Source organism: Bacillus xiamenensis, assembly GCF_001857925.1.
GTDB classification, from domain to species: Bacteria; Bacillota; Bacilli; order Bacillales; family Bacillaceae; genus Bacillus; species Bacillus xiamenensis.
The window spans coordinates 2,632,002-2,651,654 of sequence record NZ_CP017786.1 but is presented as its reverse complement, the minus strand read 5'-3'; the positions used below and the strand labels follow the sequence as shown (position 1 = coordinate 2,651,654).

At 42.4% G+C, this 19,653-nt stretch carries 21 protein-coding genes and 19 tRNA genes; 10 read left to right on the top strand and 30 right to left on the bottom strand.

Annotated elements, in window-relative coordinates:
* Positions 1 to 32: 32 nt before the first annotated feature.
* Positions 33 to 470 carry a Dps family protein gene (locus tag BK049_RS13520; protein WP_008360664.1) on the bottom strand — a complete coding sequence of 146 codons (438 nt, stop codon included), beginning with the start codon at positions 468 to 470 and terminating at the stop codon, positions 33 to 35.
* Between the two features lie 131 nt (positions 471 to 601).
* Between BK049_RS13520 and ytzI the strand changes: the two genes are divergently transcribed.
* Complete coding sequence (ytzI, locus tag BK049_RS13515) at positions 602 to 748, top strand: YtzI protein (protein ID WP_008360665.1); 147 nt, start codon at positions 602 to 604, stop codon at positions 746 to 748.
* Between the two features lie 8 nt (positions 749 to 756).
* Here ytzI and BK049_RS13510 read toward each other — a convergent pair whose 3' ends face one another.
* Both BK049_RS13510 and BK049_RS13505 read right to left on the bottom strand, forming a co-directional pair.
* On the bottom strand, positions 757 to 1,194 hold the full coding sequence (locus BK049_RS13510; protein ID WP_008360667.1) for a FixH family protein: 438 nt from the start codon (positions 1,192 to 1,194) through the stop codon (positions 757 to 759).
* Between the two features lie 322 nt (positions 1,195 to 1,516).
* On the bottom strand, positions 1,517 to 1,990 hold the full coding sequence (locus BK049_RS13505) for an S-ribosylhomocysteine lyase (RefSeq protein WP_008360669.1): 474 nt from the start codon (positions 1,988 to 1,990) through the stop codon (positions 1,517 to 1,519).
* A gap of 128 nt (positions 1,991 to 2,118) precedes the next feature.
* Here BK049_RS13505 and yidD point away from each other — a divergent pair, with 128 nt between their 5' ends.
* On the top strand, positions 2,119 to 2,343 hold the full coding sequence (gene yidD, locus BK049_RS13500) for a membrane protein insertion efficiency factor YidD (RefSeq protein WP_003217666.1): 225 nt from the start codon (positions 2,119 to 2,121) through the stop codon (positions 2,341 to 2,343).
* A 1-nt stretch (position 2,344) separates the two neighbouring features.
* Here yidD and BK049_RS13495 read toward each other — a convergent pair whose 3' ends face one another.
* Entirely contained in the window at positions 2,345 to 2,911 is a 567-nt protein-coding gene (locus tag BK049_RS13495) for a beta-class carbonic anhydrase (RefSeq protein ID WP_071168734.1), read from the bottom strand.
* A 213-nt stretch (positions 2,912 to 3,124) separates the two neighbouring features.
* Between BK049_RS13495 and BK049_RS13490 the strand changes: the two genes are divergently transcribed.
* Positions 3,125 to 4,081 (top strand): metal ABC transporter substrate-binding protein, encoded by a 957-nt coding sequence (locus BK049_RS13490; RefSeq protein ID WP_008360674.1) that lies wholly within the window; start codon positions 3,125 to 3,127, stop codon positions 4,079 to 4,081.
* Positions 4,082 to 4,157: 76 nt separating this feature from the next.
* Here BK049_RS13490 and BK049_RS13485 read toward each other — a convergent pair whose 3' ends face one another.
* Entirely contained in the window at positions 4,158 to 4,400 is a 243-nt protein-coding gene (locus BK049_RS13485; protein ID WP_008360676.1) for a type B 50S ribosomal protein L31, read from the bottom strand.
* Positions 4,401 to 4,576: 176 nt separating this feature from the next.
* Here BK049_RS13485 and BK049_RS13480 point away from each other — a divergent pair, with 176 nt between their 5' ends.
* The 4 genes from BK049_RS13480 (at position 4,577) to BK049_RS13465 (ending at position 7,421) form a co-directional block, all read left to right on the top strand.
* Positions 4,577 to 5,908 (top strand): cytochrome ubiquinol oxidase subunit I, encoded by a 1,332-nt coding sequence (locus BK049_RS13480; protein WP_071168733.1) that lies wholly within the window; start codon positions 4,577 to 4,579, stop codon positions 5,906 to 5,908.
* A 22-nt stretch (positions 5,909 to 5,930) separates the two neighbouring features.
* Positions 5,931 to 6,977, top strand: coding sequence for a cytochrome d ubiquinol oxidase subunit II (locus BK049_RS13475; protein WP_008360680.1), 1,047 nt, complete (start codon positions 5,931 to 5,933; stop codon positions 6,975 to 6,977).
* A gap of 68 nt (positions 6,978 to 7,045) precedes the next feature.
* Complete coding sequence (locus tag BK049_RS13470) at positions 7,046 to 7,204, top strand: DUF1540 domain-containing protein (RefSeq protein ID WP_008360682.1); 159 nt, start codon at positions 7,046 to 7,048, stop codon at positions 7,202 to 7,204.
* A gap of 25 nt (positions 7,205 to 7,229) precedes the next feature.
* The gene (locus tag BK049_RS13465; protein WP_008360684.1) at positions 7,230 to 7,421 is read left to right on the top strand and encodes a hypothetical protein; all 192 of its coding nucleotides are present in this window, start codon (positions 7,230 to 7,232) and stop codon (positions 7,419 to 7,421) included.
* A gap of 106 nt (positions 7,422 to 7,527) precedes the next feature.
* On the opposite strand, the gene menC is transcribed toward BK049_RS13465, so the two are convergent.
* The 6 genes from menC to BK049_RS13435 form a co-directional block, all read right to left on the bottom strand.
* Entirely contained in the window at positions 7,528 to 8,652 is a 1,125-nt protein-coding gene (gene menC / locus BK049_RS13460; protein ID WP_008360686.1) for an o-succinylbenzoate synthase, read from the bottom strand.
* Entirely contained in the window at positions 8,639 to 10,099 is a 1,461-nt protein-coding gene (locus BK049_RS13455) for an o-succinylbenzoate--CoA ligase (protein WP_071168732.1), read from the bottom strand. The genes menC and BK049_RS13455 overlap by 14 nt, the downstream gene beginning before the upstream one ends.
* A gap of 70 nt (positions 10,100 to 10,169) precedes the next feature.
* Positions 10,170 to 10,988 carry a 1,4-dihydroxy-2-naphthoyl-CoA synthase gene (gene menB / locus BK049_RS13450; RefSeq protein WP_034665273.1) on the bottom strand — a complete coding sequence of 273 codons (819 nt, stop codon included), beginning with the start codon at positions 10,986 to 10,988 and terminating at the stop codon, positions 10,170 to 10,172.
* A gap of 20 nt (positions 10,989 to 11,008) precedes the next feature.
* Positions 11,009 to 11,833, bottom strand: a complete 825-nt coding sequence (gene menH, locus BK049_RS13445; RefSeq protein ID WP_071168731.1) for a 2-succinyl-6-hydroxy-2,4-cyclohexadiene-1-carboxylate synthase — start codon at positions 11,831 to 11,833, stop codon at positions 11,009 to 11,011.
* Complete coding sequence (gene menD / locus BK049_RS13440) at positions 11,818 to 13,560, bottom strand: 2-succinyl-5-enolpyruvyl-6-hydroxy-3-cyclohexene-1-carboxylic-acid synthase (protein WP_071168730.1); 1,743 nt, start codon at positions 13,558 to 13,560, stop codon at positions 11,818 to 11,820. Before menD ends, menH begins: the two co-directional genes overlap by 16 nt.
* Complete coding sequence (locus BK049_RS13435; protein WP_008360695.1) at positions 13,553 to 14,971, bottom strand: isochorismate synthase; 1,419 nt, start codon at positions 14,969 to 14,971, stop codon at positions 13,553 to 13,555. Before BK049_RS13435 ends, menD begins: the two co-directional genes overlap by 8 nt.
* Before the next feature lie 382 nt (positions 14,972 to 15,353).
* Between BK049_RS13435 and BK049_RS13430 the strand changes: the two genes are divergently transcribed.
* From BK049_RS13430 to BK049_RS13420, 3 genes are all read left to right on the top strand, one after another.
* The gene (locus BK049_RS13430; RefSeq protein ID WP_008360696.1) at positions 15,354 to 16,292 is read left to right on the top strand and encodes a 1,4-dihydroxy-2-naphthoate polyprenyltransferase; all 939 of its coding nucleotides are present in this window, start codon (positions 15,354 to 15,356) and stop codon (positions 16,290 to 16,292) included.
* 117 nt (positions 16,293 to 16,409) lie between these two features.
* Entirely contained in the window at positions 16,410 to 17,144 is a 735-nt protein-coding gene (locus BK049_RS13425; protein WP_071168729.1) for a TraR/DksA C4-type zinc finger protein, read from the top strand.
* An 86-nt stretch (positions 17,145 to 17,230) separates the two neighbouring features.
* A complete protein-coding gene (locus BK049_RS13420; protein WP_008360700.1) occupies positions 17,231 to 17,707 on the top strand; it encodes a TspO/MBR family protein in 477 nt (158 codons plus the stop codon).
* A 203-nt stretch (positions 17,708 to 17,910) separates the two neighbouring features.
* Here the strand turns inward: BK049_RS13420 and BK049_RS13415 are convergent.
* The 19 genes from BK049_RS13415 to BK049_RS13325 all read right to left on the bottom strand — a co-directional run bounded on the left by BK049_RS13415 (position 17,911) and on the right by BK049_RS13325 (position 19,635).
* Positions 17,911 to 17,982 (bottom strand) — tRNA-Glu (locus tag BK049_RS13415).
* Between the two features lie 7 nt (positions 17,983 to 17,989).
* Positions 17,990 to 18,080: transfer RNA gene (locus tag BK049_RS13410), tRNA-Ser, on the bottom strand.
* 3 nt (positions 18,081 to 18,083) lie between these two features.
* Positions 18,084 to 18,158, bottom strand: a tRNA-Asn gene (locus BK049_RS13405).
* A 6-nt stretch (positions 18,159 to 18,164) separates the two neighbouring features.
* A tRNA-Ile gene (locus tag BK049_RS13400) sits at positions 18,165 to 18,241 on the bottom strand.
* 16 nt (positions 18,242 to 18,257) lie between these two features.
* A tRNA-Gly gene (locus BK049_RS13395) sits at positions 18,258 to 18,331 on the bottom strand.
* A gap of 11 nt (positions 18,332 to 18,342) precedes the next feature.
* A tRNA-His gene (locus BK049_RS13390) sits at positions 18,343 to 18,418 on the bottom strand.
* A 27-nt stretch (positions 18,419 to 18,445) separates the two neighbouring features.
* A tRNA-Phe gene (locus BK049_RS13385) sits at positions 18,446 to 18,518 on the bottom strand.
* Between the two features lie 17 nt (positions 18,519 to 18,535).
* Positions 18,536 to 18,612, bottom strand: a tRNA-Asp gene (locus BK049_RS13380).
* Between the two features lie 23 nt (positions 18,613 to 18,635).
* Positions 18,636 to 18,712 (bottom strand) — tRNA-Met (locus BK049_RS13375).
* Positions 18,713 to 18,734: 22 nt separating this feature from the next.
* Positions 18,735 to 18,827: transfer RNA gene (locus tag BK049_RS13370), tRNA-Ser, on the bottom strand.
* A 7-nt stretch (positions 18,828 to 18,834) separates the two neighbouring features.
* Positions 18,835 to 18,911 (bottom strand) — tRNA-Ile (locus tag BK049_RS13365).
* Positions 18,912 to 18,915: 4 nt separating this feature from the next.
* Positions 18,916 to 18,989: transfer RNA gene (locus tag BK049_RS13360), tRNA-Met, on the bottom strand.
* 26 nt (positions 18,990 to 19,015) lie between these two features.
* Positions 19,016 to 19,088: transfer RNA gene (locus BK049_RS13355), tRNA-Ala, on the bottom strand.
* Positions 19,089 to 19,097: 9 nt separating this feature from the next.
* Positions 19,098 to 19,174: transfer RNA gene (locus tag BK049_RS13350), tRNA-Pro, on the bottom strand.
* 7 nt (positions 19,175 to 19,181) lie between these two features.
* Positions 19,182 to 19,258: transfer RNA gene (locus tag BK049_RS13345), tRNA-Arg, on the bottom strand.
* Positions 19,259 to 19,269: 11 nt separating this feature from the next.
* Positions 19,270 to 19,355, bottom strand: a tRNA-Leu gene (locus BK049_RS13340).
* Positions 19,356 to 19,367: 12 nt separating this feature from the next.
* Positions 19,368 to 19,439, bottom strand: a tRNA-Gly gene (locus BK049_RS13335).
* A gap of 30 nt (positions 19,440 to 19,469) precedes the next feature.
* Positions 19,470 to 19,552 (bottom strand) — tRNA-Leu (locus tag BK049_RS13330).
* A gap of 7 nt (positions 19,553 to 19,559) precedes the next feature.
* Positions 19,560 to 19,635, bottom strand: a tRNA-Lys gene (locus BK049_RS13325).
* Between the last annotated feature and the right edge of the window lie 18 nt (positions 19,636 to 19,653).

Below are 19,653 nucleotides of genomic sequence, written 5' to 3'. Positions count from 1 at the left end.
TCTATTCATGATCAACATTCCTTCCATCCCTCTTATCCTAAATATGCTTTTAGCATCCAGTTGTGTTTTTCAATGGATTGATGAATGGCAAGCAGCATATCACCTGTTGTTTCATCGCCAACCTCTGCAGCCAGCTCCATTCCTTGCTTTAACTCTTCTGCAATATTTGAGAAATCCTCATATAGATTTTTCACCATTTGCTCGGCTGTTTCATTTCCTTCCGCTTCTTGAATGCTTGAGATTTCTAAGCACTCTTTCATTGTCGCAACAGGCTGTCCGTTTAATGCAAGCATACGCTCAGCCAAATCATCAATATATGTGGCTGTTTCTGTATATAATTCCTCGAATTTTTCATGAAGTGTAAAGAAGTCTTTTCCCTTTACATACCAGTGATAATTATGTAATTTCACATAAAGCACAGTCCAATCCGCTACTTGTTTATTGACGACGTTTAATAATTTTTCAGACATGTTGATTCCTCCTTATGTAGTTGCATTTAGTATGGGAATACCCTTTTTTTATTATACTGAAACCTGCCATCATTTTCTTCTATTTTGACCGCATGATATATATGTTAATATGGAAATAAGGAGGGAGCTAGATGCTGTTACTTGGGATTATCAGCTTTATCATTATCTCAATCGTTGTCTTTTTATCACTGTGGACGACATCAAAGGCGTATGATTACAAGCATAAAGTCGATTCACCACAGGATGCTGAACCAAATCAACGTTCTAACCCAAAATAAAACCGCTTTCAATGATGTGAACTATCTTCTTCTTCAGTAGATGAACTCTCTTTTTTCACATCACCTACTTGGATATTTGTCTTCGGCATATTATGCTGCTGTTTAGCTGTCACATGGACTTGTATGATATAAAGGCCATCTTTTTTGAAAGCTGTATGCAATTCATATACACCTTTCTCCTCTTTCTTTGGCTGAATCATCTTGCTGTTATCCTTGTCACCATCTTTCCACACTTCAAATTGCACATCATCTGCATCATCAACAGGCGTATCACCATATGTGACAGCTGCTTTTACTATAACGCTTTCATTTTTCTCCACTTGCTCTGGCCCTGTGAGCTTAACTTCTAATAGCTCAGGCACTTCCCCTTTGTCATTGCTCGCTGCGGAGTTTCCACACGCACTAAGTAACGCGAGCATTAGAATGATCCCCATCATCTTTCGCATCCGAATGTCCCCCTTCTTTTATCGACATGTCCATTTTAACAAATATCCCCTATTTTGACATCTCATGATTGATTTCATATAAAAAACCGGACATTTGATATGTCCGGTTCCAGATTGTTGACAAAGGGCTAAAATGTTGTTGATTTTAGCCCTTTGTCTTCTTTTCAGCGTGACATGAAAACCTTTGCAGTCTAGGAAGGACGAGTACCGGCGCGGAGCGAATTTAAGATTCGTGAGCACCGGCACACAGGACTGACAAAGAATGCGAGGGTTTGTCTACACGCTGAAACCGGACATTCGATATGTCCGGTTCATCCATCCATTAACCAAATACTTTTAATAGGTCTTCTTGATCCTGAGACAGCCAGAAACGCATGAGACGTTTTGCTCCTTCAAGATCATGTAGCTTCGCTTGACCGCATTGTTTTTCATTTGCAGCAGGGATTTCTGTTACCTCAACTGCATCCTTGAATGTTGCATCAAGCAGTTCAACAATCTCTTTTGGTGTTGGTGCACCACTGACGACTAAATAGTAACCAGTCTGGCAGCCCATAGGAGAAATATCAATGATATCAAAATGATCGTATTTCTCTGAGTGTGTTCTAATATTAAACGCAAGTAAATGCTCTAATGTATGAATTGTATCAGGTTTCATCGCCTGCTTGTTCGGCTGACAAAAACGAATATCAAATTTATTCACTTCACCATCTGATCCCACTTTATGAACGCCGCAATGACGAACGTAAGGCGCTTTTACAGCATTATGGTCAAGTTCAAAGCTTTCAACTGAAGGCATAAAATCACCACTCCTATAATTGCAATTTCCTATATTATAGCATATTGATCCGACCTGTTTAGTTTATAAAACTTTCCTTCCTTGTCCTTTTTTCTTATACTGTGAAAGACAGACAAGGAGGAACCTCTATGAAACAGATTTTTATCGGCATCATCCGCTTTTATCAAAAATGTATTTCCCCGCTTACACCGCCTAGCTGCCGATTTTATCCCACCTGCTCAAACTATGGGCTAGAGGCAATCAAAACGCATGGCGCTTTAAAGGGCGGCTGGCTCACAATCAAACGGATATTAAAATGTCATCCGCTGCATCCTGGCGGCATCGACCCGGTCCCGCCTAAAAAGGAGAAATAAATTATTTTTCTTCATAGCCATTGACAACTAAGTCAAGCTTACCTGTCCCTGGATCAATTACAAGGCCGTGTACAGGCACATCAGATGGAAGAAGCGGGTGATTTTTAACAACAGACACACTGTCTCTCACACTTTCTTCAACTGAACTAAAGCTTTTAAGCCACTGTGTAAAATCGATTCCTGAGTATTCCAGTACTTCAATTCGTTTTTCTGGAATACCACGCTCAACGGCTTTATTTAGAAGTGTTCGGCTATCTATTTTGCTCATACCGCAATCATGATGCCCGATGACGTACACCTCATCAGCATTTAATTCATAAACAGCCACTAAAATGCTTCGCATAATACTTCCAAATGGATGAGAAACAAGAGCGCCAGCGCTTTTGACAATCTTAATATCTCCATTTTTCATGTTCATTGCACGCGGAAGCAGTTCAACAAGTCTTGTATCCATACAAGATAAAATAACGGCTTTTTTCTGTGGAAACTTCGTTGTTGTAAACTCTTCGTATCGCTTTTCTTCAATAAACTGTTGATTATATTCAATGATTTCGTCTAAAAGTTTCATAAGTTTGTCCATTCCTTTTTCTTTTTTAAAAATAAATATAGCACAATGTTTTAAATTTCGTCACGTTTTGAAACCTATTTTTTAGAGGAAACATCTGCTTGACGAAAATTTTTTATTTTCCTCTTTTCAAATCGTAATTATTACGATACAATAACTCAGGACATTAAATCGTAATCATTTCTATCTAATAGGTTGAGAGGAGACATTTTTTAGATGAAAAAAATCTTTTTTATTTTAATAACGGCTTTATTAACGATCGGCCTTGCCGCTTGCTCAAGCAGTGCGGGGACAAATGCTTCAAAAGGAAAGGCGGACAGGAAATTAACCATTTACACCACGATCTTTCCAATTCAAGATTTCACTGAAAAAATTGGCGGCTCTCACGTTAACGCTCAAAGTGTGTACCCTGCCAATGCTGATGCACACAGCTTTGAACCAAGTTCAAAAACAATGGTTGAAATGGCGGAAGGAGATGCCTTTATTTACAGCGGTACTGGAGCAGAAGCATTCGCTGACAAAACAGCTGCTACGTTAAAAGACCAAGGTGTGAAAACGGTTAAAGCTGCTCAAGGCATCAAACTATTATCAACAAAAGAAGAACATGCACATGAAGAAGATGAAGATCATGATGGACACGAGCACGGAGATAAAGATCCACATGCATGGCTAGACCCTGTTTATGCACAGCAAATGGCGAAGAACATTAAAGACACACTCGTCTCATTAGATCCAGATCATAAAGACGAATATACAAAAAACTACGAATCTCTAAAAAAAGAATTACAATCATTAGATCAGGAATTTAAAACAACGTTATCTAAAGCACAACATAAAGAAATTCTTGTTTCTCACGCAGCTTACGGTTACTGGGAAAAGCGCTATGGCATTGAGCAAATCAGTGTCCTTGGACTATCCGCTTCTGAAGAGCCATCACAAAAACAGCTCGAAAATATTGTAAAACAGGCGGAAAAGCATCACATCAAGTATGTCATTTTTGAAAATAACGTCAGCAGTAAAGTATCAGATACGATTCGCAGTGAAATTGGCGCTAAAAGCCTGACACTTAAAAATCTAGAATCCATTACAGAAGAGGACGCTAAAAATGGCGAAAGCTACGTCAGCTTAATGAAACAAAATTTAAACACCTTAAAAACAGCCTTAAATGATTAATGCGTTAAACCCCGTGCGGTCAGCCGGGGTTTTTTTCTTCGTAAAAAAACACACCTTGATAGGGTGTGCTTCTTTTTTACATTTGGTATTTTTTCTTAAACAGCTCGGCTCTGCCGCCTTTTTCCCCGAATTTCTGGCGCCCTGTATAAAAAGGATGCGTGTCCGAGCTTGTTTCTACCTTAATGACAGGATATGTTTTTCCATCCTCCCACTCTATTGTCTCATTAGATGTCTTAGTTGATCTACTCAAGAAGCGATAACCGCTGTTTACGTCCATAAATACAACTTCATGTGAGGTTGGGTGAATACCTTTTTTCAATGTCAAAACTCCCTTCATTATCAAAACGTAATCATTACGTTTTATAATTATATTCTACTCCCTCTTTGACAACTTGTCAAAAAACAAGCTTTCTTAGTCAGGAAGAATAATCTAAAAATGGTGGCGAATAATAAACAGCATGAAAAAGAGAAGCGATAAGAAAGGCGGAGAAAAAATTGACTGATCTCGTTTTAGCTAGAAGCCTGTTCGGTACAACAATGGGCTTTCACATTATTTACGCCTCGCTTGGCGTCGGCATCCCGCTAATGATTTTGTTAGCTGAACTCATCTTTCAAAAAACGAAGGACCCACATTATGCCATCATGGCCAAGCGCTGGACGAAAGCACAGGCTGTTTTGTTAGGCGTCGCCATTCCAACTGGCACGATTGCAGGTACTCAGCTCGCTCTTCTATGGCCTGGTTTTATGGAGGTCATCGGAAAAGTCATGTCACTGCCGTTTCAAATAGAAATTTATGCTTTCTTTATTGAAGCATTATTTATGTCTATTTATGTGTACGCAGCGGATCGCCTATCCCCAGCTATGCGCATCATTACCGTTATTTTTGTTGTGATTGGCGCAGCAGCTTCAGCGATTCTGATTACAAACGTACATGCTTTTGAAGGAACACCTGCCGGCTTTCAGATGGTCAACGGAGAAATCACGAATATCGAGCCTTGGAAGGCCTTTTTCAACCCAAGTTTCGTTGTGACCGCTACTCATGTCGTGCTGTCTGCTTTTACAACAGGCGCTTTTGTGATTGCCTCTGTAGCTGCTTTCAAAATGCTGAAAACAAGGAAAAATGAGAAGCTCTATACCTTTCATCGAAAAGCCCTTTTTCTTGGACTGATTGTAGGTGGACTTTTCTCTTTTCTTACAGCCTTAAATGGTCACGAATCAGCTCAGCTACTGTATGAATATCATCCTGAAAAATTAGCGGGTGCAGAAGGCTTATTTGAAACGCAGTCACACGCGCCTCTTGCAATTGGCGGTTTTACAGACCCAAATACGCAGGAAATAAAAGGGGCGATCGAAATTCCTTGGGCCCTTAGTTTTCTAGCTGGAAATAGCTTTGATACTGTCGTAAAAGGCTTAAATGATTTCCCTAGAGACGAGTGGCCGCCCTTATTTATTCACACGTTATTTAACGGGATGGTTATAATTGGATCAGTGCTCATTCTATTTGCTGTGTTGGCCCTGCTCTACCGCAAAATATTAAAACGTGAACATTATCCGAAGTGGTTGCTTTTTCTTTACTTATTCGGCGGGCCTCTTAGTCTCTTGGCCATTGAATTCGGCTGGATCTTTGCATGTACAGGCCGTCAGCCATGGGTCATTTATCGAATGCTCAAAACCTCCGAGGTCGTCACGTCATCAGGCTCTATCGGCACACTTTTCATCCTGTTTGCCATTGTCTATCTCATTTTAGGCATCGCAACAGTGATTGTGCTGACGTACTACTTTAGAAAACATTCAATTGAAGAAGACCTACGGTTAACAGAATCTTAAAAAGGGAGCGATTTTGATGCAGATGGATATAACAACTGATGCACTCATAGCAATCACCATCTTATGGGGATTCGTGTTTATCTATGCAGTGATGGCATCAATGGATTTCGGAGCAGGGTTTTGGTCGATGATATATATGAATAAAGAGCAAACTAAGGCCGCTAATATCGCAAACAAGTATCTCTCTCCCACTTGGGAAGTGACAAACGTCTTCATTGTGGCCATCGTCGTTGCATTGTTTAGCCTGTTTCCAGGTGCAACATTTGTGCTTGGTACTGTTCTATTAATACCAGGCAGCATTATTTTATTGCTTCTTGCACTGCGCAGCGGATTTCTCGTCTTTTCGCATTCACTGCCTAAAAAATATAGAAAAGCCGTTACATATATTTCAGGAATTAGCGGCTTTATTATTCCGTCCATTCTCATTATGGTTCTCCCCATTACCCATGGTGGATTTATTTTTCAGGAGAATCACGTCTACTCGTTAGATTTAGGATTGGTCTTTACAAGTGCAAACGTCTATTCATTTGTAGGTTTTGCAATTTTCAGCACCCTTTTCCTCTCATCTTTGCTGCTAGCTGATTTTTCTAATGTTGCAGGTGAAGATGAGGCTTATCACATTTATAGAAGGGGAGCGCTCATGACAGGACCTCTTTCTCTCATGATGGCCTTCTTTATCATGCTCACACTGCGAAGTGAAGCCAATTGGTTATTCACGAAAATGATGCAGAACATCCCCATTCTCCTTGTTTCTCTGCTCATGTTTTTACTTGCAGGATTGGCTCTCTTTTTACCAAACAGCCGATTTAAGCATCGGAAAGGGAAGCCACGTTTAGCCGTCATTGCCATTACGATCCAATATTTCTTAGCAAGCTATGTGTATGGACATGCCCATCTGCCCTATATGGCCTATCCAGATATCACCATCATGTCAGGGTTTACAGACCCTGTTACATTTAGGGCATTATTCATTACGTATATTGTAGGCTTTATCATCTTGTTTCCTGGGTTCTATTACTTCTGGAAATTGTTTATGAAGGATAAGCGCTATATTCGCCAGGAAGATTGACATGAATGGGCGACGTTCATTTCGGTTACATTATAAATGAAAGACACACTCAAAAGGAGGTCATCTGTATGAGTCAAAAAATCCTTTGTGAAGTAAACAACTGTTCTTACTGGAATGCTGGAAACCGCTGCGGTGCAGATGCAATCTATGTCGTCAGCCATACAGGAAATACGGCTGAAAAAAGTGAAGAAACTGATTGTAAAACATTTAAACCGCAAGATCTTTAAGTCTCATTAAAGGAGGCGCTTCACTTTGAAAAACGATCGGCTTGCTCAAACGTTTTTTGACGAAATTCAGGACGCGGACGAAGCCGCATTTTATCAAGCCGCTCACTCCTTTTTAAATCTTTGGGATTATGAATATGGACATGTAACCGGCATGCCCAATGAAATGCATCAGTATATTGGACAACTTGCTTACGACAGCGAGCTGGTAGAAGAGTAAGAAAGAGCGGATGACCGCTCTTTCTTTTTGATTCAGACAGGAAGGAAAAACTTTTCTCAACTATACATATGTTCTATTGGTTGTGCAAAAGGCCATTTTTTCGTTTTCATTTCACAAAATCATGTTTTGTAAACACGTCAATTTTATCTGAGAACGAACGAAGCGCTTGATAATCAACTTCTACCCCCATCCCTTTAGAACGAGGCACCTCAATAAACCCATTTTCAACTTTGATTTCAGGAAAAATGATATCCTGCTCCCAGTATTTTGACGATGCTGAAATATCCCCCGGAATCGTAAATTGCGGCAGTGATGCAAGTGCCACATTCTGTGCGCGGGAAATACCTGTTTCAATCATCCCCCCGCACCATAACGGAATCTGATGCTCCTTGCAAAACGCATGAATTTTAAGGGCTTCAGTCAGCCCTCCAACTCGGGAAGGCTTCACATTGATCATCTGGCAGCTGCCAAGTTCTACAGCTTTTCGAGCATCGTCTAAAGAACAAATACTTTCATCCAAACAAATCGGTGTTTTTAAATGCTTTTGCAAATGACGATGATCGACAATATCATCTGCAGCTAAAGGCTGTTCAATCATTAATAAACGAATGTCATCGAGCTGCTTCAGTTTGCTAATGTCCTTTAATTCATAGGCAGAGTTTGCATCTGCCATTAACGGAAGGTCAGGGAAAGACTCTCTTATCTTTTGAAGCAGTCCAATATCTTGTCCCGGCTTAATCTTCACCTTCACACGCTGATAACCTTGATCTACATATTGCTGGATTTGCTGAATCATTTCGTCAACAGGCCCTAAACCCGCCACAACGCCAGATGGGATTCTGTCTTTTGTGCCGCCTAATACGTCACGTAAGGACTTATTTTCACGCTTCGCATAAATATCCCACACAGCCGCTTCAATCCCTGCTTTGGCCATTCTATTGCCTTTAAAGTGGTACAAGCTGTCGGGTATTTCTGAAGGATGTGTAAAAGATCGGGTCAGCACGTTAGGGATAAAGAAAGCTCTCAGCATGTGATAGCAGGTCTCAATGGTTTCTTCTGTATACCACGGGGAAGAAAAGGCAGACACCTCTCCCCATCCAGTTAATCCTGTTTGGTCTTTGACCTCAACAATAATAAACTCACGCTCTGAAATGGTTCCAAGACTTGTTGTAAATGGCTGCTTGAGTTTCATCGTGACATGATATAAGATCACACGTTCAATTTGAATCATCTAAAAACCCCTTTGATTTGAGTCTGTGCCTCTGCAATTTATTCGACGCATTCCTTGGAAGCTCATCCACAAAGTGAAAAGCGGCTGGCCATTTATACTTGGCTAATTGCGACTCGCATAAAGCATAGAGCTCACTCTCCGATATCTGACGGTCTGCCACAAGAAAGGCGGCAGGTACCTCTCCCCATCTTTCATGATACACCCCCGTCACTCCGGCTTCCTTTACATGCGGATGTGTTAAAAGAACCGCTTCAATTTCCGCTGGATAAATATTCTCTCCACCAGAAATAATTAAATCTGAACGCCGGTCAAGTACAAATAAGAACCCTTCCTCATCCACATATCCAATATCACCCGTTTTCAGCCAGCCTTGTTCAAAGGCAGCAGCAGTTGCTTCTTGACGATGAAGGTATCCTTTCATAACATTTGCACCTTTCACCATGATTTCGCCATGCTCAAAAGGACGGCAAATACGTTCACCATCTTGAATCTTCAGTTCACACCCAAAAAGTGGTTTCCCCGCTGATCCAAGCTTCTCCATACTAAATTCGGGCGCAAGTGTCACAATTTGTGAACACGTTTCTGTCATACCGTACGATTGAAACACAGGAAATCCCTTCTCTTTACTTTCTTGAAGCAGCGTATAAGGCGCAGGGCCTCCGCCTAATAACAGGCAACGTAAAGAAGACGGACATTCTTCAAGCCTACTTAATAAACGAGACAGCATCGTTTGAACAACTGAAATCATCGTCACATGATGGCGTTCAATAGAATCCTTTACTTCATCCACATCAAACTTCTGGTGCAGCACGACTGCCATACCGTATATGACAGATTTAAATAAAGCAGATAAACCGCTTATATGAAAAAGGGGCAGCGCAATGAGCCATCGATCTTCCTCTCTGATGCCTAAATTCAGTGCAGATGAAACAGCACTATGAAAATGATTGCCAAACGTTTGCTCCACCCCTTTTGGCCGCCCTGTCGTTCCAGATGTATACATAATGGTCGCGGTCTCATTCAAATCAACGTCATTCTCTATTTTCTTTTCATCATCTTGACCTGCTACAGGTAAAGTCTCCATTGTATACACAGGTAAATCACCGTCATGATCCTTTGCATAAAAAGGTTCTGTTAATAAAGCCTTGGCTTTTGCATCTTCAAGCTGATAGAGCCTCTCAGCTTTTGTCAGCTTATTGTTCAATAACACGATCTTTACTCCTAATAAAAAACAAGCGTGAACAAGCATCACCATGTCAGGATGATTGTTCATCAATATTGCGACCGTCTCCCCTTTTTTAAGGGAGGCACGTGACAATCTATTCGCAAGCCTGTCCACTTCGAAAGCTAAATCACGAAATGTCCATTCTTGGTCTTGATATATGAGCGCGACCCGATCTGGCGTTAAATAGGCACGGTGCAGCAGCCAATTTGGTTGCTTCATCATGACACCTCCTTTTCATAAAAGAAAACAGCTCAGTCTGATGCACTAAGCTGTTTTCGTCCATATCATTGAATCAAGGGAAACGCGGGAACTGACCGAAGTCCGGCTTCCGTTTTTCCTTAAAGGAATCGCGTCCTTCTTTTGCTTCATCTGTTGTGTAATAAAGAAGAGTCGCGTCTCCTGCAAATTGCTGAATTCCAGCTAATCCATCAGTGTCTGCATTAAATGCAGCCTTCAAGAATCGTAAAGCAGTCGGGCTCTTCTCTAGCATTTCCTCACACCACTTCACTGTTTCTTCTTCAAGCTGCTCTAATGGTACAACTGTATTGACAAGCCCCATATCAAGCGCTTCCTGTGCATTGTATTGACGGCATAAGTACCAGATTTCTCTCGCTTTCTTATGACCAACAATACGTGCAAGATAGCCTGAACCATAACCGGCATCAAAGCTGCCTACTTTTGGTCCTGTTTGTCCGAAAATCGCATTATCTGCTGCAATTGTCAGGTCACACACGACATGAAGTACATGTCCGCCGCCAATCGCGTAACCCGCAACCATCGCAATAACTGGTTTTGGAATAACCCGAATTAAACGCTGTAAATCTAGTACATTTAGACGCGGAATTTGATCGTCTCCTACATAGCCGCCATGACCGCGTACTTTCTGGTCTCCACCAGAACAGAATGCTTTCCCTCCAGCACCTGCAAGTACAATCACACCAACATTTGAATTGTCACGAGCACGTGAAAATGCATCAATCAATTCACTCACAGTTTTCGGCGTAAACGCGTTATGTACATGTGGACGATTAATGGTGATTTTTGCAATCCCATTGTACGTTTCATATAAAATTTCGTCATACTGACGCTCAGTTTGCCATTCAATAGCCATCAATATTTCCTCCTCTAATCTTACGCTAAAATAAACTCACTTACTATTTTACCAAAAAAATGTGGTTGTTCCACATGAACTGTATGCCCGGCATGCTCCGCCAATGTCAAATGACTGTCTTCAAGCTCCTGCTGCATACGTTTGGCGATATTGCAGAACTTTTCATCAAGCGTTCCGCAAATGAGCAAAACAGGCAATTTAATCTGCTTTAATGACGCCCACATAGACGGCTGTGAACCTGTTCCTATGCCTTCTAAGCTGCGAGCCAGTCCATAGGGATTGGCTTTTAACCTTCCCTCTCTCAGCTGAGCCAGCCTGTCAGCGGGTAAGGATTTCTGCGAAGCAAACAGCGGAATGTTCTCCCAAAAATCCACAAACTGAGCTAACCCTTCATGTCTGATCTTTTGAGCAAGCTGGTGATCATGATGAAGCCTTGCCATCCGCTCCTTGAAAGAGCGAAGCCCTGGAGATGTACTCTCAAGAATCAGTTTGTTGACACGTTCTGGATAACGGGAGGCAAACGATAAAGCAATACGCCCTCCCATAGAATATCCGAGAATGTTCACTTTGTGAAGTTTTAATTGATCTAAAATCTCAGCAAGATCTGTCAGCTGCTGTGACATCGCATATCTTCTTATACTCTTTGGAGAGTCTGTGCGGCCATGTCCAAGCAAGCTGACCTGAATCAATCTTGTATGTTTTTCTGTATAAGTATTTAAAAACGACCAAGAAGCTGCACTCCCTGTAAAGCCGTGTAAACATAACGTGGCATTTTCAGCAGATGGATGATCGTCTATTACCTCATACGCCACACCATCATGCATTCGTATTATGAGTGAAGGCATTCTTTTTTCACTTCCATCAATATCTCGCTCATCATTTGACGATGTTTGTCTACACGAGAATGCCGGTCTGTTTCAATCTCGATTAAATGAAGCCCAGGCTCATGTATATGCGCCGAGTACACCTCATGTAATTCTTGTTTTGTTGCCGGCTTCGAATAGGTTCCCCCATATAACTTCGATGCATACTCAAAATTCAGCCCTGTCGGCGTACCGAAGAGTTTTTCATAATACGGTTCATCAGAAGCCTGTGGAAGGAAAGAAAAGATTCCTCCCCCATCATTGTTTAACAAAACAACCGTGAGCGGAATGTCCATCAGCTTAGCAGCAAGAAGACCGTTCATATCATGGTAAAAAGACAAATCTCCGATCACTAAAGTAATTGGTTGTTTCAAGGCCGCATATGTTCCAAGAGCTGTTGACACAACCCCATCAATGCCATTTGCTCCGCGATTGGCCATCATTCGAAACGGTTTTGACTGCGTTTCAAAAAATGTATCTACATCTCGAATTGGCATACTATTTCCAATAAAGAGCACACTCTCTTTTGGCAAGAGGTGCTGCAGCTGACGATACACATTTCCCTCAAATGTAAGGTCCTCATCAGAATATTGATTTGCATGCAGTCTAAAAGAAGAATTGACACTCTGCCAGCGATGTAAGTAATTTGTATTCTCTTGTTGATTTGCCCTATTCAACACTTCATTTACAAAAGCAGACACATGACTTTCAATCACGTATGACGCGCTTAATCCAGGATCTCGAAAACCTCCTGCAGCATCGACGACAATTTGCTTCACTTCCACATGCTTTTCCAGCCACTTAAATAACGGCTTAGACACAGGCATCGGTCCAAAACGTATGACCATATCAGGCAATAAATGCTGCTGTAATGCTTCATCCTTCAGCAAAGAGTCATATGCATCTATGATGTACTCTTCACTTTCATGTCCATTTCGCAAAAGAGAGAGCGGGTCAGCTAAAATCGGCAAATGCATGGCTCTTGCAAGACGTAACACTGACTCTTTCTCTTCCTGCGAATGAAGTTCACCGGCCACAATCAGACCTCTTGTTGATTTATTCATAATGGACACTAATTCTGACATGACATGATCATTTGGTAGAGCCTGACCTGCTGCCAATACTTTTTTCACAGCTCCTTCTTCTCTATCAAAAGGATCGATGGACAGATCAGGCAGCAATGGTTCTCTCAGCGGTACATTAATCTGAACTGGTCCCTTTGGCTCCTGCATTGAGATGTGAGCCGCTCTAGCGGCAGCAGTCTGTACATACCGAAGCATCATTTGACCTTCTTCTGGTAAGGCTAAGTCTGTGAACCATTTAACAAACTTACCGAATAAGAATTGCTGATCAATCGCTTGAGGTGCCCCGACTTCCCTCAATTCGTGCGGCCGATCAGCAGTTAAGACAATCAGTGGTACCCTGGAATAATGAGCCTCTACAACGGCTGGATAAAAGTTAGCAGCTGCCGTACCTGATGTACAAATAAGTAGCACTGGTGTTTGACTCGCTTTCGCAAGACCTAGTGCATAAAAAGCAGCAGACCGTTCGTCTACTAACACATGGACATTGATCTCTTGATGGGCAAGAGCCAACATGGCAAGCGGGGTTGAACGGGAACCAGGACAGACAACCGCCTCCTTCACACCACCTTGTACAAATTCATCCATCAATCTACCAATATATGTTGTCATGATTTGATTATTCATTCGGACGGCCTCCAAGAGCAGACAGCATCGGTCTTAATTTCACTTGCGTTTCCTCATATTCCTGTGTTGCAAGGGAATCCTCTACAATTCCGCAGCCAGCAAACAAACGCACATGATCTTCCTCAATCAGGCCTGACCGAATGGCTACAGCAAACTCTCCATTATCCTGAGAATCGATCCAACCAACCGGTGCGGCATACCATCCACGTTTCAAAGGTTCAATTTCCCGGATGACCTCAACCGCTTTTTCCTTTGGATATCCTCCAAGTGCTGGCGTTGGATGGAGCTGCTCAATTAATGAGAAGAGAGAACAGCTACTTTTGATTTCTCCTACAATTGGTGTAAATAAATGCTGAATGTTTTTGGTTTTATAAAGACTTGGTTGATGAGGCTTATGCACATGATGGCAGTTTGCTTCAAATGCTTGCTCAATCATATTGACGACAATTTGATGTTCAATCAAATTCTTCTCATCATGAAGCAGTTCTTCACCCAATGCTTGATCTTCGATTTCATCTTGACCACGCACAATGGAACCAGCTAAACAAGATGAAAAGACTTCTCCACCGCTTTTTTTCACTAAACGTTCAGGTGTCGCCCCGACAAACGCTTGTCTTCCCTGCTCTATAGCAAATACATAACTCGTGGTTTGATGTTTTAGCAATTCTGCTAATAATGGTGCAAGTTCAATTTGATTTTTATAGTGAAGCAAGACTTCTCTTGCTAAAACAACCTTTTCATATTCGTTCGCACGAATGTGTGCTGTCGCTTCATGGATCGCTTTCATCCATTCCTTGACATCCAGCTCTTCCATGTGAACAAGCTCTGCTTGTCCATCATGTCGTACAGGCAATGCATCAAAATTAGAAGCTTTCTGTTCTAACTCTTGAATGAGCTGATGAACATTCCCGTCCACCTCGTTCCATTCATTGATCGTTAGAAACGTACCTTCTTTGGAAACAGTCAGCATCATCGAAGGCACAAAAAAATGAGCCTCGCCAAATGCTTCCCAGTGACGCGCCTTCTCTTCATATGGATCAAATGAAAACCCTCCAAATAAAAGCGGGCCAACTGCCGCTTGCTTTAACTCCTTCTCATCATGAAAATGGAACATGTGCTGCTTCAATTGTTCCCATTCTTGATGAACGATATCGAATCGTTCTTTGCCTTGCTCTGATGATTTAATGACGGCCGCTCTGCCCAGTCCAGAAAATATCATTTGGCTTTCTGGATCAGACCAAAAAAACCGCTCACCTAAAAAATCCGCTTCACCGCTTTGGAAAAAGGCAAGAGGATCCAGATCGTCAACTCTTCTGGAGTAGCTTATCAAAACAGCATGGTTGACGTTATTCGCTTCTTCTAATGTCGCAAGCGCTTCCTGCCGGAAAGTACGTTGCACTGTTGTCACCATGATACATTCCTCCAAAATCCATGAAATAACATATAAAAATAAAACCATCATGTAAAAAATACATGAACATTCGAGTATGTCGAATGACCTGCTTTTCTATTATAAACCTTAACAGATGAACTTAGTAAAGAAAACAGCTTTTAAAACCTCGAATCCTTATTATATCACGCTTTCAAGTTTTTTTCGCTCCCGCTCATTGAAACGAGAACATCTAACGAAAAATGGTAAGACCTGTTCTAAGTTCAAGCTTTCTCTCTATATGGGAACGATTAGCAAACATCTTTTTCAGGTTTCATCGCATCAATATATTGACACCTTTTTGAACTTTGCTAAACTGGAATTTGGACGTGTACGTATTTTCTTATTTAAAGGAGTATATTTTATGCAGCATCAATCGATATCAGATCAGCTTTCACCAATGAAGCCTGATAAGAACTGGCGGATTTGGTGGAATTTACTACGACCGCATACATTAACAGCGGCATTTATTCCCGTTACGTTAGGAACTGTTCTCGCACTTCCTAGTGGTCAAATACATGTTGGGCTATTTTTAGCGATGCTATTTGCATCGATGTTTATCCAAATTGCAACGAACATGTTTAATGAGTACTTTGATTATGTTCGCGGATTAGACAATGAGGAATCTGTCGGCATCGGCGGAGCAATTGTTAGAAACGGTGTAAAGCCAAAAACAGTCTTAGGCCTCGCTTATGCATTATTCGCGCTTTCTTTATTACTTGGGGTGTATATTTGCATGATGTCTAGCTGGTGGATTGCACTCATAGGACTGATTTGTATGGCAGCAGGTTATTTTTATACCGGCGGCCCTGTACCAATTGCTTATACACCATTTGGAGAACTTGTGTCAGGTGCTTTTATGGGGTTAGGCATCATTTTAATTAGTTTCTATATCCAAACAGGAACACTGACATCAAAAGCTGTGCTCATTTCATTACCAATCTCCATTTTAGTTGGTGCCATCTTGCTGTCGAACAATATCCGCGATTTAGACGGTGATAAGGAAAATGGACGAAAAACACTTGCTATCCTGGCTGGACGTAAAGCTGCAGTCAACATTCTTCTTTCCATGTTTTTGATATCATATGTACTCATTTTTGTTTATATCTTCACAGATATCGTTGGCCTTTGGAGTCTTCTTGTTTTACTCAGTGTGCCAAAAGCTTATACAGCCATTAAAGAATTTAAGCAAAAAGAAAAACCGATTGAATTAATGAATGCCATGAAGTCGACAGCACAAACCAATACATTTTTTGGTTTCTTGTTAACGATCGCATTGATCTTACAATACTATCTCGCATAACATCAAACGCCTGCAGCCGCAGGCGTTTTTTAATGAGAAATTGCTTCAAATTGGAACAAGTCTTACATACAAAATTGCTCATACTAACAATATGTTTGATATGAAAGGATGATCGCTTTGTTGTCAAAAGACGAATTACAACATTTGAAGCAGCGCCTTCTTGAGGATAAACAAGAAATTGAAGCCAAAAGCCATGACGATGAACAGAACGTATCATTTCCTTATGATGCAGTCGGTGAACTGTCAGCCTATGATAACCACCCAGGTGATCAAGGGACAGAACTATTTGAGAGAGGAAAAGACATTGCCTTAAACAGTTTGGAACATGAACATCTGTCAGATATCAACGAAGCACTTCAAGCAATGGATGACGGCTCTTATGGTCTATGTAAGGTATGTGGCGCTCCTATTCCTAAAGAACGTTTAGAAGCCCTTCCTTCAGCCGTCACATGCACAGAACATTCAAAAGAACAAACTGTTTCACAAAACCGTCCGATTGAGGAGGATTTATTAAATCCGCCATCAGGGCAATTCGAAAATGAACAAAGTGCCGCCTACGATGGAGAGGATGCCTATCAGGATCTAGAACGCTATGGCAACTCTGATACTCCGTCCGATATGGAATTTCCACCACTGACATACGATGATGTGTATACACAATCAGAAGATGAAGATGATGTGGAAGCCTATGAAGGATTCGCATCTGCTGATATTGAAGGCAAAGCAAGCAAGGTATACCCGAATAAAGCACATGAAGCCTATGAAGAAGCATTAGATGAAGAAGGCGTCATGACGATGTTTGGTGACTTGAAGCCGTACGAAGAAGATCCTTATACCGAAAAAAAGCATTAGTCCCCTCATATTGGGGGCTATATGTTTATATCATGTAATAATTGGGAAATAAATTGAAGAATGAATAGATTGGGAGGAGATTCTTGATGGCAAAAAAAAGTATCATTTGGGCGGTTATCGTCTTCTTTATTACATACGCATTATTTTCTATTGCAGGGTTCCTGTTCCCCATTGACAGAGAATGGTATGATGCATTAAATAAACCTGAATGGACACCTAGTGGTGGTGTGATAGGAGCAGTTTGGGCTGTCTTATTCGCCCTCATTTCATTATCTGCTGCAATGATATATGGAAAGTATGGATTTCAGAAAATCACTTTCCCCTTCTGGATACTCTTTCTTTTAAATTACGTTTTCAATCAGGCCTTTAGTTTTTTTCAATTTACACAAAAGGATTTGTTCGCCGCTACAATTGACTGCCTGCTTGTTGCACTGACAGCACTTGCACTGGTGATCGTTTCACGAAAACTAAGCAAAATCGTTCCAATTTTATTGATTCCTTATGTTTTATGGGGATTCTTTGCGACATACTTGTCTTATACGATCTACTCCATGAATATGTAGAAAAAGACCGATAGAGCGGTCTTTCAGCGTGTAGACAAACCCTCGCATTCTTTGTCAGTCCTGCGTGCCGGTGCTCACGAATGTTACATTCGCTCCGCGCCGGTACTTGTCCTTCCTAGACTGCAAAGGTTTTCAGTTCACGCTGAAAAGAAGACAAAGGGCTAAAATAAAAAAGAGATCTATCACAAGATCTCTTTTAAAAATGACCCGTACGGGATTCGAACCCGTGTTACCGCCGTGAAAGGGCGGTGTCTTAACCGCTTGACCAACGGGCCATAAAAATGGCGGAGAAGGAGGGATTTGAACCCTCGCGCCGCTCGCGCGACCTACACCCTTAGCAGGGGCGCCTCTTCAGCCACTTGAGTACTTCTCCATTTGGCTCCGCAGGTAGGATTCGAACCTACGACCGATCGGTTAACAGCCGATAGCTCTACCACTGAGCTACTGCGGAAGGTCATGGTGGGCCTGAGTGGACTCGAACCACCGACCTCACGCTTATCAGGCGTGCGCTCTAACCAGCTGAGCTACAGGCCCATGAACGATATACAAATGGAGCGGGTGATGGGAATCGAACCCACGACATCAGCTTGGAAGGCTGAGGTTTTACCACTAAACTACACCCGCAAAAATATGTATGGGGCGATTGATGGGAATCGAACCCACGAGTGCCAGAGCCACAATCTGGTGCGTTAACCACTTCGCCACAACCGCCATACTGTCAATATTTATTTGTAAAAGTGGCTCGGGACGGAATCGAACCGCCGACACACGGATTTTCAGTCCGTTGCTCTACCAACTGAGCTACCGAGCCATGTATTCATTTAAAAATGGCGGTCCGGACGGGACTCGAACCCGCGACCTCCTGCGTGACAGGCAGGCATTCTAACCAACTGAACTACCGGACCATTATAGACATAAGAATAAAATTTGGTTGCGGGGGCAGGATTTGAACCTGCGACCTTCGGGTTATGAGCCCGACGAGCTACCGAACTGCTCCACCCCGCGATGATATGGTTTCTTAAAAATATGGCGGAGGAAGAGGGATTCGAACCCCCGCGGGCTTTGACACCCCTGTCGGTTTTCAAGACCGATCCCTTCAGCCGGACTTGGGTATTCCTCCGTATAGATGGTGGACCTTGTAGGACTCGAACCTACGACCGGACGGTTATGAGCCGTCTGCTCTAACCAACTGAGCTAAAGGTCCTTTATAGCGGCGGAGGGGATCGAACCCCCGACCTCACGGGTATGAACCGTACGCTCTAGCCAGCTGAGCTACACCGCCATGATCAAAATATTTTTTTTAGAAAGTGGAGCCTAGCGGGATCGAACCGCTGACCTCCTGCGTGCAAGGCAGGCGCTCTCCCAGCTGAGCTAAGGCCCCATAAAAAGATGGTCGGGAAGACAGGATTCGAACCTGCGACCCCTTGGTCCCAAACCAAGTGCTCTACCAAGCTGAGCTACTTCCCGATCTTAATGGCGCGCCCGAGAGGAGTCGAACCCCTAACCTTTTGATCCGTAGTCAAACGCTCTATCCAATTGAGCTACGGGCGCTTATTTCATAATGCCGAGGGCCGGACTTGAACCGGCACGGTAGTCACCTACCGCAGGATTTTAAGTCCTGTGTGTCTGCCAATTCCACCACCCCGGCGTGGATGGTATAAGCGGAAGACGGGATTCGAACCCGCGACCCCCACCTTGGCAAGGTGGTGTTCTACCACTGAACTACTTCCGCATTACAGGATTTCTTTATGTTATTTGGCTATGCGGGTGAAGGGACTTGAACCCCCACGTCATAAAGACACTAGATCCTAAGTCTAGCGCGTCTGCCAATTCCGCCACACCCGCATGAACATGGTGAGCCATGAAGGACTCGAACCTTCGACCCTCTGATTAAAAGTCAGATGCTCTACCAACTGAGCTAATGGCTCGCTTTTAAAGCGACTTGT